This window comes from Shinella lacus, from assembly GCF_010994755.1.
GTDB classification, from domain to species: domain Bacteria; phylum Pseudomonadota; class Alphaproteobacteria; order Rhizobiales; family Rhizobiaceae; genus Shinella; species Shinella lacus.
This window is the reverse complement of record NZ_WHSB02000006.1, coordinates 1-12281: the sequence shown is the minus strand read 5'-3', so window position 1 is coordinate 12281 and position 12281 is coordinate 1. Positions and strand designations below refer to the sequence as shown.

The following is a 12281-nucleotide window of genomic DNA, read 5'->3' as shown; positions in this document are numbered from 1 at the left end:
CGGCCGGATGCGGCGCGGGTTAAGACTGATCTTCACCGCCCTGCCGCCGGGAGACGCTGCATGACCGACGCCCAGCCCATCATTCTCAGCCGTGACGATGCGGGCGAATTCCTGCTGCCGGCGGAAATGCTGGCCGAGCGTTTTGGTTGGCCGACGCAGACGCTACGCGACATGATGCGGCGCGGCTTCGTCGCGTCGCGCGTCGAGCGTGGCGAGGGGGAGGATGCGGGCCGCTGGCGGCTCACCGTGCGCTGCGGAAACCGGCGCTGGCAGGCGATCGTCGAGGCGGACGGCACCGTCGGCACGCAGCGCGTCGAGGTCATCCCCTCTGCGCCGCCGCGCACGGGGCGCTGACATTCAGTCGCCGAGAAGCTGGCGGTCGTCGCCGTCGCGGCGGCTCACCAGTTCCTCCTTGATGCTGCGCAGCGTCTTCAGCGCCTTGGCCCTATCGGTATAGGCGACGAGATTGGCCAGCATGTCGATGACCGCCAGATAGGCATAGCGCGTCGAGGTCGGCCGGAAGATGTTCTTGCCCTCCGGCAGGTCGACCGAGATGACCACGTCCGCCGCGGTGGCAACGGGCGAGCCGCTCTGGGTGACGACGATGGTGGGGATGGCGCGCTTGCGCAGCAGGCCCAGGCAATGCACCAGCGCGGGGTCGCGCCCGGTGAAGGACGAGCCGAACACCACCGTGCCCGGCAAGGCGGCTGCCGAGATCATCGCGTTCATATTGTGGTCGTTGGAGGCATTGACGCGGCAGCCGAGGCGGAAAAGCCGGTTGTGCAGCTCGTTGACGATCATCGCCGAATTGCCGCTGGCGCCGAAGGCCTGGATGAAATCGGCGCCGCGCAGCAGGCGGGCCGCCGTGTCGAGGGCGGCAAAATCGAGCTGGCGGTGCAGTTGGAATAGCGCGTTCTGCGCCTTGGCGATGATGTCCTCGGCCACCTCGTCCGCCGTCTCTGTCGGCACTTCCGGCTTGACGTAGCGCAGGCCGACATAGGTGAGCCGGGCGAGCTGCACCTTGAAATCCGGATAGCCCTTGCAGCCGAGCCGTCGGCAGAAGCGGGTGACCGTCGGCGGCGACACGCCGGCACGCTCGGCAAGCTCGCCGATAGACGAGTTGACGACGAAATCCACGTCCTCCAGGGCGAGTTGCGCGAGCCTGCGGTCCAGCCCGGAAAGCCGGCCATCCTCATCCGACAATGCGTGAAAAAGGTCCATCGGCTCTCCGCCCTTGCGCGATGCGTGAAAACGAATTTCTTATACGGTAGTCATAACACAGTGCCGCGTCGCATCAATGGGTTTGGCATGAGGCTTCGCGGCTGGGGCCTTGCTTTACCCAGGCGAAATGCCGGTATAGCAGACTTTACAGCCATCCCCACCGCACTCCGGACGTCGCAATGTATCTAATTTTTACAAGCGGAGGAGAAATATTTTTTCATAATTTCACCTCGCACGGCTGCAAAGCCGAGGCGACGGCAGACGACGGTGAAATTCCGACCCTCTTCGCCACCTTGCATTTTCAGGCCATTTTCACTGCTCGCATGCGGCGAAACCAAGGGCTGGCTTCGGAACGACTTGATATTCATAGAGGATTCGAAGTGCTCGCTTCGCCGCTGACCTCTCCGCAAAATTTGGCTACGTGAAAATTCCTCTCTTTTCCAACCTATAAGAAAACAGATTACACATCGAGCTATTGAAAGCGCACTCGATCTTGACTTTTCGTGAAATTATCGCACTATCGGGAAAATAAATTACATCGCAGAAGCGGTGAAACAAGCAACGGGAACATTATCGGAAAGCCTCAGGGCCGAACATGTCAACGCCCTCACCGGTGGCTGATGGCGGCTGGGCTTTTCCGCGAGCTTCAACCCATTCGGACGGATCAACATGCGCATCTTCACGGCCTCGCTGGCGACCGAGACCAATACATTCTCCCCCGTTCCGACGGACATGAACGCCTTCAAGGCCGCCTTCTATGCGGGGCCGGGCGAACATCCCGACACGCCGACGCTCTGCTCCTCCGTCGTGCCGATCCTGCGCCGGCGCGGGCGCGCCGAAGGATTTACCGTCATCGAGGGCACCTCCTGCTGGGCGGAGCCGGCAGGCCTCATCCAGCGCAGGACCTACGAAACGCTGCGCGACCAGATTCTTGACGAACTGAAGGCCGCGCTGCCGGTGGATGCGGTCGTGCTCGGCCTGCATGGCGCGATGGTGGCGCAGGGTTACGACGATCCGGAAGGTGACCTGTTGTCCCGCGTTCGCGCCATCGTCGGGCCGAAGGTGCTGGTCGCTGCAGAGTTCGATCCGCACAGCCATCTGACGGCGCTGCGCGTCGCCAGTCTCGATTTCATGGCGACCTTCCTCGAATTTCCGCACACGGATTTCGAGGAGCGCGGCGAACATGTCGTCGATCTCGCGCTGCGCACGCTGCGCGGCGAAATCCGGCCGGTCATCTCCACCTTCGACTGCCGCATGATCACCCTCTACCCGACGAGCCGCGAGCCGATGCGCTCCTTCGTCGACCGGCTGAAGGCGATGGAGGGCCGCGACGGCATCCTGTCGATTTCCGTCATCCACGGCTTCATGGCCGGCGACGTGCCGGACATGGGCACCCGCATCCTCGTTGTCACCGATGGCGACAAGGCGAAGGGCGACGCGCTGGCGGAAACACTCGGCCACGAGCTCTACGCCCTGCGCCGGCAGGCAGCGATGCCGATGCTCGACACCGAGGGCGGGCTCGACCGGGCCTTGGCGGTGCGCACCGAGCGGCCGGATGTGCCGGTCGTCATCGCCGATGTCTGGGACAATCCCGGCGGCGGGGTGGCGGGGGATGCGACCCATATCCTGCGCCGCATGATCGAGCGCGGTTTCGAGAATGTTGCAGTGGCGACGATCTGGGATCCGATTGCCGTATCCTTTTGCCATGCGGCGGGCGAAGGGGCGGAGCTTGCCTTGCGCTTCGGCGGAAAATCCGGGCCGGAGGGCGGCGAGCCGCTCGACCTGCGCGTGACGGTGCAGGCGGTGTTCGATGCCGGCTGGCAGAGTTTTCGCAACAGCCGCGTGACGCTCGGCGCCGCCGCCGTGGTGCGCCCGCTCGGCACGACCATCGACATCGTGCTCATCACCAGCCGCACCCAGACCTACCAGCCCGACATCTTCGCCAACCAGGGCATCGACTTCACGCGAAAAGCCTTCCTGCTGGTGAAATCGACCAACCATTTCCATGCCGGTTTCCAGCCGGTCTCCTCCGAGATCGTCTATGTCGCCGCGCCGACCTCCTACCCGACGGACCCGGCCACGACGGCCTATCGCAAGGCGAGCCTTACGCTCTGGCCGCGCGTCGCCGATCCGCTCGGACTGGAAAGCTGAACCACCTGCCGGACGGGAGCCGGCGCCAACTTCGAAAAAAGAGAGGGTTACACGATGAAAAGTGCATTGGTTCTCATGACATTGGCCGCACTTGCCGGCACCAGCAGCCTGGCGATCGCCCAGACCACCGACGGCGTATTGACCGTCGCGACCATCGGCGAGCCGCCGACGCTCGACGCCATGCAGACGCCGACCGACATCGTGCTGACCATCGACCAGCACATTTTCGAGACGCTCTATACCTATGACACCGAGTGGCGCTCCGTGCCGCTGCTCGCCGCCGCCATGCCGGAGATTTCCGAGGACGGCCTCACCTATCGCATCGCGCTTCGCGAAGGCATCAAGTTCCATGACGGCAGCGATCTCGACGCCAAGGACGTGACCGCCTCGCTGACGCGCTGGATGGCGGTCAATTCCAAGGGCAAGCAGGTCGCCGAAGTGATCGAGAGCCTTTCGGAAGACGGCGCGAACGCCGTCGTCGTCAAGCTGAAGTCGCGCTATGCGCCGCTGCTCGCCACCTTCTCGCAGGCCTCCATCATCATGCCGTCGGAAAAGATCGCCGACACGCTGACCGACTTCATCGGCACCGGACCCTATGCGCTGAAGGAGCGCAAGCCCGACCAATATACCCAGCTCGTGCGCTTCGACGGCTACAAGTCGCCCGAGGGCGAGCCGAGCAACTATGCGGGAAAACGCGAGGCGATTGCCAAGGAAATCCGCTTCGTGCCGGTGCCGGACGCCAATACCCGCGTCGAGGGGCTGATCTCCGGCCAGTTCGATTTCGCCGATTCGCTTCCGGTCAGCGCTTATGAGCGCGTCGAGGCGAGCGGCAATGCCAAGCCGGTCATCTACGAAAACACCGGCTGGGCCTCGCTCAACATGAACATGAAGGAAGGCCTGCTCACCAAGAAGGCGCTGCGCCAGGCCGTGCAGGCCGCACTCAACCCCAACGACATGATGCTCGCCGCCTTCTCCGACGAGCGCTTCTTCAGCGTCGACGGCTCGATCTTCCCGAAGGGCTCGCTCTGGCACACGGAATCCGGCGTCGCGCGGTATGGCGAAGGCGATCCGGAGGCGGCCGCCAAGCTGCTCGAAGAGGCCGGTTACGACGGCACGCCGCTGCGCCTGATGACCAGCCGCCAGTACGAATTCCACTACAAGATCGGCGAGGTCGCCAAGGCCTATCTCGAAGCCGCCGGCTTCAAGGTGGACATGCAGGTGGTGGACTGGGCAACGCTGACCACGCGGCGCGCCGACCCGAAGGAATGGGACATCTTCATCACCCATTCCAACTTCCCGGGCGACCCGACGACGATCAACACGATCACCGACAGCTATCCCGGCTGGTACGTCTCCGATGAGAAAGCCAAGGTCGTCGCGACCTACATGGACGCCGTCTCCGACGCGGACAAGCAGAAGGCCTGGGAAGGCATCCAGGCGGTGATCTACGACGATGCGCCGCTCTTCAAGGCCGGCAATTTCAATGCGGTCACGGGGGTTTCCACCGGGGTCTCCGGCTATACGCCCACCTACTGGCCGCATTTCTGGAACGTAACCCCGAAGAAGTGAGGCCCTAGATCATGGTTCGGATCGCTCAGGCACTGTTGAAACGGCTGGGGGGCATGGCCATCGTGCTCGCCCTGGTCGTGACGGTGGTTTTCGTCATCGTCCGCGTGACGCCGGGCGATCCGGCCGCCGTGATGCTGGGGTCGGATGCGACCCCGGAGGACATCGCGCAACTGCGCACCAAGATGGGGCTCGATGCGCCGCTGATCGCCCAGTACGGCCAGTTCGTGCTTGGCATTCTCAAGGGCGATCTCGGCCAGTCGATCTTCCTCGACCAGCCGGTGACGACGGCGCTTGCGGCGCGCGCCGAGCCGACCTTCTTCCTCACGCTGTTCTCGATCCTGATTGCGGTGGCGATCGCGCTGCCGGTCGGCATCTTCTCCGCCGTCAAGCGCGGCACGCTGTTCGACCAGGTCGTCGTGACGCTCACCATGGTGGCGGCAAGCGTGCCGAGCTTCTGGCTCGGCCTCATCCTCATCCAGGTCTTCGCCGTCGGCCAGGGCTGGTTTCCAGCCTCCGGTTATGGCGGGCCGGACACGTCCTTCCTGGAGCGGCTGCATCATCTCGTGCTGCCGGCGGTGGCGCTCGGCATCGTCAATTCGGCGCTGATCACCCGCTTCACCCGCGCCGCGATGCTGGACGTGCTCGGCGACGACTATGTGCGCACGGCGCGGGCCAAGGGGGCGAGCGAACGGCGCGTGATCCTGAAACACGCGCTGAAGAACGCCCTGATCCCGATCATCACCGTCATCGGCCTCTCCATCGCCATGCTGGTGGCAGGCGCGGTGGTGACGGAAACCGTGTTCGGCCTGCCGGGCGTCGGCAATCTCGTGGTCTCGGCCGTGCTGCGGCGCGACTATCCCGTCATCCAGGGCGCGCTGCTGGTCGTCGCGGCGATCTACGTGCTCATCAACTTCATCGTGGACATGCTCTACATCCTCGTCGACCCGCGGGTGCGCCTATGACGACCGCCTCCCTCCCCCTGCCCTTCACCGCCAGCCTGCGCCGGCTTTTCCGCAACCGCGCCATCCTGTTCGGCGCGATCATCCTGGCGATCGTGCTCTTGGCAGCGATCCTCGCGCCCTGGATCGCGCCCTATGCGCCGAACAAGCTGTCGATCGTCAACAAGCTGAAGGCGCCGTCCTTCGCCCATGTCTTCGGCACGGACGAATTCGGCCGCGACATCTTCTCCCGCGCCATCTTTGCCGGCCGCATCTCGCTGCTCGTCAGCCTTGGCGTGGTGTCCATCTCCACCGTGCTCGGCGTGCTTTTGGGCGTGACCGCCGGCTTCTTCCGCAAGCTCGACGCGCCGATCTCGCGGCTGCTCGATGCCATGATGTCCTTTCCGGATATCCTGCTCGCCATCGCGCTCGTCGCGGCACTCGGTCCGTCGCTGACGACCGTCATCCTGGCGCTCGGCATCACCTATGCGCCGCGCCTTGCCCGCATCGTGCGCGGCTCCACGCTGGTGCTGCGCGAACTGCCCTATATCGAGGCCGCCGTCGCCATGGGCCTGCCGACCTGGCAGATCCTGACGCGCCATGTGCTGCTCAACCTCGCCTCACCCATCCTCGTGCAGGCGACCTTCGTCTTCGCCTCGGCGATGCTGGCGGAGGCGAGCCTCTCCTTCCTCGGTGTGGGCGTTTCCACCGACATGCCGACCTGGGGCACCATGCTCGCCTCCGGCCGCGAATATATGAACAACGCCCCCTGGCTGATGGTGTTTCCGGGGCTGGCCATCGTCTTCTCCGTGCTCGCCCTGCAACTGCTCGGCGACGGGCTGCGCGATCTGGTCGATCCGCGCCTTGCGAAGGAAAGCTGACATGACGGACACCGTGCTTTCGGTCGAGAACCTGACGACCTCGTTCAAGACCGCGGACGGATGGCGTGCCGTCATCCGCAACATCAACCTCACGGTCGATGCCGGAGAAACCGTCGCCATCGTCGGCGAATCCGGCTCGGGCAAAAGCGTCACCGCGCTCTCCACCATGCGCCTGCTGCCGCCGGGCCGGGCGCGCTGCGAGGGCCGCATCCTGCTCGAAGGCCGCGACCTGCTGCAGGCGAGCGAGGCGGAGATGCGCGCGGTGCGCGGCGGCGTTATCGGCATGATCTTCCAGGAGCCGATGACCTCGCTCAACCCGGTCTTCACCATCGGCAACCAAATCGCCGAGGCGCTGGTGCTGCACCGCGACCTCTCGTGGAAGGCGGCCGAAGCCGAGGCGCTGCGGCTGATGGAACGGGTGCGCATCCCCGCGGCGAAATCCCGCCTGCACGAATATCCGCACAAATTCTCCGGCGGCATGCGCCAGCGCGTGATGATCGCCATGGCACTCGCCTGCCGGCCGAAACTGCTCATCGCCGACGAGCCGACGACGGCGCTCGACGTGACCGTACAGGCGGAAATCCTCCATCTGCTGCGCGAATTGCAGCGCGAGGAGAACATGGGCGTGCTGTTCATCACCCATGACATGGGCGTGGTGGCCGAAGTCGCCGACCGCACCGTGGTGATGTTCCGCGGCGACATGATCGAAACCGGCCCTACACAGGAAATCTTCGCCGCGCCGAAGGCGATCTACACGAAGGCGCTGCTCGCCTCCATTCCGCGCCTCGGCACGATGGGCGATGCGGCGGCGCCGCGCCGCTTTCCGGATGTCGATCCCGCGACGGGTTTCGCGACCGACGGCCGCGTCACGCAACCCGTTTCAGCGGACGCCAAGCCGATCCTGACGGTCGACAAACTCTCCGTGCGCTTCGCCCTGCCGCAGGGACAGATCCACGCCGTCGAGGACGTCTCCTTCGATCTTCGGCCGGGCGAGACGCTGTCGCTCGTCGGCGAATCCGGCTGCGGCAAGTCCACCACCGGCCGGGCGATCATGCGCCTCGTCGATCCGAGCGCCGGCTCCGTCGTCATCGACGGGCAGGACGTGACCAAGGCCGGGTCAGGCGTATTGCGCGCCATGCGCCGCACCTCGCAGATGATCTTCCAGGACCCCTTCGCCTCGCTCAATCCACGCATCACCATCGGCTCGGCCATCGCCGAACCGATGCTGGCGCACGGCCTGCTGGGGCGACGCGAGGCGAAGGAGCGCGTCGCCGAACTGTTGGAACAGGTCGGCCTGTCCGGGACGATGGCGGGGCGGCATCCGCATGAGTTTTCCGGCGGCCAGCGTCAGCGCATATCGATTGCCCGCGCGCTGGCACTCCAGCCGAAATTCATCGTGGCGGACGAGGCGGTCTCGGCACTCGACGTGACCGTGAAGGCGCAGGTGTCCAACCTGCTGCTCGACCTCCAGGAAAAGCACCGCCTCGCCTATCTCTTCATCTCGCATGACATGGCGGTGGTCGAGCGCGTCAGCCACCGCGTCGCGGTGATGTTCCTGGGCGAGATCGTCGAGATCGGCCCGCGCGCCGCGATCTTCGACAATCCGCAGCACGCCTATACCCGCCGCCTCATCGCCGCCGTGCCGATGCCCGACCCCACCCGCCGCGGCCACCAGCCGCCACCGCTCAACGAGGAGATCAAGAGCCCGCTGCGCCCGCACGGCTACGTGCCGCCGAAGCGCGCCTATCGTGAGGTTTCGCCGGGGCATTTCGTGCAGGAGGCGGCCTAAAATAGCCGCATGGTTGCGGTGCCGGCGATGACGAGGGAGACGGCGATCATCAGCGGTTTCGTCGGCAGCCGCTTGACGAGGAGGGCACCGAAGGGGGCGGCGAGCACGCCGCCGATGATCAGGCCGACCGCCGAGGAAAGCTCCGACCAGCCGAGCGCCAGGATGAAGGTGATGGATATCACCACCGTCACGGCGAACTCTGTGAGGTTGGTGGAGCCGATGACCTTTTTCAGGTCGTGACCGCGCCCCAGCAGGGTGCTGGTGACGATCGGCCCCCAGCCACCGCCGCCCATCGCATCGAGCAGGCCGCCCGCGCCGCCGACATAGGGGATGATCCAGTCGCGCACGTCGCGCGGCCAGGAGGGGCTGAACGCCTTGTAGAGGATGAAGACGCCGACGGCGATGAGATAGACGGAAACGAAGGGTTCGATCGCCTTGGCATCGATGTTGGAAAGCAGATAGGCGCCGATCGCCCCGCCGATCATGCCCGCGGGCGCCAGCCGCGCCACCAGCCGCCAATCGACATTGCGGTGATAGGCATGCGACAGGCCGGAGGCCGCGGTGGTAAAACATTCCGTCGCATGCGTCATGGCGCTGGCGGTTGCCGGCGGTACGCCGACGGCTAGCAGGCTCGTGGTGGTGAGCACGCCGAAGGCGAGACCGAGCGCGCCATCCACGATCTGGGCGAAAAAGCCGATCACGACAAAGAGCAGCAGGTCCGCGGTCAGGTAATCCAGCATCGGCCTCTCCTCGCCTCTCACGCGAAACGCTAGACGCCTTTCCGCCCGATTTGGTTCCACTACGGAACTTTTTGCACCATCTGCGATTGTAGGAAGAGAACAAGCATAAGGCAGGTTTCGATATGGACAGCGATCACAACTGGCAGATGCCCGTCGTTCTGGCCAATCCGGAAGCGCAAGCCTTCGTCATCGTGCGAAGCTCCGTCGAGGCGGCGGCCTATCTGCTGCAATTCTGGCCAAAACAGCACGGCATCGCCTTCTACAAGGCAATCCGCCTCTGTGCGGACGCGCTCGACGGCGACGTCGAGGACAACGAGGCGCGTGACGCCTTTCTGGAAGCCGCGCACGAGGCGAAGATCGCCATCACCCTGCACTGAGCCGCAGGGCCGCAATCCCGGCGGCGGAAAATTCTCAAAGAGGACGATACGCGCGCCATTCACATGTTTCGGCGGCCGGTCGTTCTCGTCGGGATTGGGATCCGGGTTTTCGTCCGGCAGGCGGTCGGGCTCCGGTTCTTCAATCGGCGGGCTCGGATTGTCGATCGGCGGCAGGTCGGGAATGGGGACCGGACCGGGCGTGGGCTCGTTGGGGATGATGGCCATGATGCCCTCCTGTTCACCCAACCAATCGGCGACAGCGGCAATTGTTCCCCACGATGCGTCTCGCCAAAAACCGAGAGCCTATGCCCGCTCGGCCGTCGCCTGCCACGCGGTCTGCAACGCCTCGAAAAGCTGGGCATATTGGGAGGCGCTGCGCTCCCAGGAGAAATCGGCCTTCATGGCCTGGCGTTGCAGGCTGCTCCAGGCCTCGCGATCCTCGAACGCCTCGCAGGCCCGGCGCACCGCCTCGCGAAAACTGTGCGGATCGACCGGGTGGAACTGAAAGCCGGTGGCGACCGCCCGGGCCATCGCGGCCTCGTTGGCGTCGATGATGGTTTCCGAAAGCCCTCCGGTCCGCCCGACAAGCGGGATTGCGCCGTAGCGCATGGCATAAAGCTGGGTCAGTCCGCAGGGTTCGAAACGCGACGGCTGCATCAGCACGTCGCAGCCCGAAACGATGAGATGCGCGAGCTCCTCGCTATAGCCGATATGGACGCTCACGCGGTCGGGATAGCGCCAGGCGCAGTCCCGGAGCGCCGCTTCGATGGCCGCATCGCCCTGCCCGCAGACGACGAGTTGCCCACCGTGCTGGACGATTTCCTCGGCGACCTCGGCAAACATATCAGCCCCCTTCTGCCAGGTCAGCCGCGTCAGCGCTGCAAAGAGCGGGCCATTCGCATCCGGCAGGCCGAAATGCTGGAGCACGGCCGCGCGGTTCTCCTGCCGGCGCGCCAGCGAGCGGACGTCGTAGGGCCTGGGGATCAGCGGATCGGTCGCCGGATTCCAGATATCGGCATCGATGCCGTTGACGATGCCGTAAAGGGCTGCGCGCCGCGTCTGCAACACGCCGTCGAGCCCCATGCCGAGTTCCGTCGAGAGGACTTCGCGCGCATAGGTGGGGCTGACCGTCGTCACGATATCCGAACAGACGAGGCCACCCTTCAGGTAGCCGATGCCGCCGTAATATTCGAGGCAATCCATGCCGAGGGCGGCGTCCGGCAACTCCAGGCGGGGCGCGATATCGATGGAAAACTGCCCCTGGAAGGCGAGATTGTGAACCGTGCAGACCACGGGAAGCGAACTCTGGAACCGATACCGCAGATAGACCGGCACGAGCGATGTCTGCCAGTCATGCACATGGACGATATCGGCGCTGCCCAACGGCAGGTGTCCGAGCGCGATGCGCGCCCCGGCCAGCGACAAGGCGGCGAAACGCAGCCAGTTGTCCGGATGGTCGTAACCGGCGCCATCGAGATAAGGCCCGCCGGTGCGCTGGTAGAGTTCGGGGATCTCCAGCGCCAGCAGATCGAGCCCCTCGGTGGTCGCGCGGGAAACGACGGCCCGGTGCCCGAGCAGGCCTTCAAGGCACCCGATTTCCACCCGATCCGGCAGGCGGTCCAGCACCTGCGGATAACCCGGAACCAGGGTCAGGACGTCGATACCCAGCGGGCGCAGGGCCTTCGGAAGGGCGCCCGCCACGTCTGCCAATCCCCCGGTCTTGATGAGAGGAAAAACCTCCGAAACAATCGACAGAACGTTCATGGCCTGTCAGATACCACTCCGCTGAAGGGATCGAAAGCCCCCGCCGGGCGGCGAGGTGCAAAGCGACGACATAGCGAAACGGTCAAGCGGACGCGCGAAAGGTTTCCGCCAGCTGCGGCTTGCGCGTCGCACGTGCCAGGAGCGCCACGCGCTGGAGGGGAAGCGGCTTGACCGGCGCCACGGTCTTCACGGTCTTTACAGGCATTCGCGACCGGACACGCTCGGTCGCCATCTCCCAATGCCGAGCATCCTGCCCATGCGGCCGCCCTTCCGATTGCCAGATAAGATAGGCCTCGGTGCGAACCAGATCATCAAAATCAGCCATCTGAATGTCCCTTTCTGAAAAAGACTGCCCATCGCGCCACCACCCGTTTTCTGTCAAAGGACGGCCAAAAAGGCACCTTTCGGGTTTAATGCGCGCAACTCTGACAGCCGTATTTTGAAACCGGATGACGGGCTGTTTGTTCCCAAGAAAATAGACGTTTTGACGCGGCTGTTCGATGGTGTGGGACGTGAGAAAAGGGGCCCCCGGAAACGTCAAAAGCCCTCCATGTTTGGAGGGCTTTTTGTTATGATTTGGTTGCGGGGGCCTGAGTCCACAGAGACTTGTGTAATCTTCTGAAGGGCGATGAGACATCCTTGTTTGGATTATAGGCGTTCGCGGAGGATTTCGTAAGGTGCCTTTCCATTGAAAGCGCCATGCGGCCTTGCAAGGTTGTAGAACTGAACCGCCCCGGCTTTGCCGGAGACCCCAACTCGTGAGAAGTAGGGTCTATGACAAGCAAAACGACGAACAAATTTTCTCCTGAAGTCCGTGCCCGCGCCGTTCGAATGGTGGCAGAACACGAGGC

At 64.4% G+C, this 12281-nt stretch carries 13 protein-coding genes; 7 read left to right on the top strand and 6 right to left on the bottom strand.

Annotation, left to right across the window (positions count from 1 at the left end):
* Positions 1–60: 60 nt before the first annotated feature.
* A complete protein-coding gene (locus GB927_RS16985) occupies positions 61–354 on the top strand; it encodes a DUF6522 family protein (RefSeq protein ID WP_256118382.1) in 294 nt (97 codons plus the stop codon).
* Between the two features lie 3 nt (positions 355–357).
* Here GB927_RS16985 and GB927_RS16980 read toward each other — a convergent pair whose 3' ends face one another.
* Complete coding sequence (locus tag GB927_RS16980) at positions 358–1221, bottom strand: MurR/RpiR family transcriptional regulator (RefSeq protein ID WP_256118381.1); 864 nt, start codon at positions 1219–1221, stop codon at positions 358–360.
* 179 nt (positions 1222–1400) lie between these two features.
* Between GB927_RS16980 and GB927_RS16975 the strand changes: the two genes are divergently transcribed.
* The 6 genes from GB927_RS16975 (at position 1401) to GB927_RS16950 (ending at position 8549) form a co-directional block, all read left to right on the top strand.
* Positions 1401–1646, top strand: coding sequence for a hypothetical protein (locus GB927_RS16975; RefSeq protein WP_256118380.1), 246 nt, complete (start codon positions 1401–1403; stop codon positions 1644–1646).
* Positions 1647–1890: 244 nt separating this feature from the next.
* Positions 1891–3372 carry a M81 family metallopeptidase gene (locus GB927_RS16970; protein ID WP_256118379.1) on the top strand — a complete coding sequence of 494 codons (1482 nt, stop codon included), beginning with the start codon at positions 1891–1893 and terminating at the stop codon, positions 3370–3372.
* A gap of 54 nt (positions 3373–3426) precedes the next feature.
* Positions 3427–4941: an ABC transporter substrate-binding protein gene (locus GB927_RS16965; RefSeq protein WP_256118378.1), complete on the top strand. Its 1515-nt coding sequence runs from the start codon at positions 3427–3429 to the stop codon at positions 4939–4941.
* Positions 4942–4961: 20 nt separating this feature from the next.
* A complete protein-coding gene (locus GB927_RS16960; RefSeq protein WP_256118734.1) occupies positions 4962–5903 on the top strand; it encodes an ABC transporter permease in 942 nt (313 codons plus the stop codon).
* Positions 5900–6760, top strand: a complete 861-nt coding sequence (locus tag GB927_RS16955) for an ABC transporter permease (protein ID WP_256118377.1) — start codon at positions 5900–5902, stop codon at positions 6758–6760. The genes GB927_RS16960 and GB927_RS16955 overlap by 4 nt, the downstream gene beginning before the upstream one ends.
* A gap of 1 nt (position 6761) precedes the next feature.
* Positions 6762–8549 (top strand): ABC transporter ATP-binding protein, encoded by a 1788-nt coding sequence (locus tag GB927_RS16950; RefSeq protein WP_256118376.1) that lies wholly within the window; start codon positions 6762–6764, stop codon positions 8547–8549.
* On the opposite strand, the gene GB927_RS16945 is transcribed toward GB927_RS16950, so the two are convergent.
* From GB927_RS16945 to GB927_RS16925, 5 genes are all read right to left on the bottom strand, one after another.
* Positions 8546–9289, bottom strand: coding sequence for a sulfite exporter TauE/SafE family protein (locus tag GB927_RS16945; RefSeq protein WP_439655507.1), 744 nt, complete (start codon positions 9287–9289; stop codon positions 8546–8548). The genes GB927_RS16950 and GB927_RS16945 overlap by 4 nt on opposite strands.
* 59 nt (positions 9290–9348) lie before the next feature.
* A complete protein-coding gene (locus GB927_RS34500; protein ID WP_256118752.1) occupies positions 9349–9891 on the bottom strand; it encodes a hypothetical protein in 543 nt (180 codons plus the stop codon).
* 78 nt (positions 9892–9969) lie between these two features.
* Complete coding sequence (gene glgA / locus GB927_RS16935; RefSeq protein WP_256118375.1) at positions 9970–11430, bottom strand: glycogen synthase GlgA; 1461 nt, start codon at positions 11428–11430, stop codon at positions 9970–9972.
* A gap of 82 nt (positions 11431–11512) precedes the next feature.
* Positions 11513–11755 carry a DUF2934 domain-containing protein gene (locus tag GB927_RS16930; protein ID WP_256118374.1) on the bottom strand — a complete coding sequence of 81 codons (243 nt, stop codon included), beginning with the start codon at positions 11753–11755 and terminating at the stop codon, positions 11513–11515.
* Positions 11756–12078: 323 nt separating this feature from the next.
* The coding region (locus GB927_RS16925) for a hypothetical protein (protein WP_256118373.1) at positions 12079–12281 on the bottom strand (203 nt) is incomplete at its 5' end.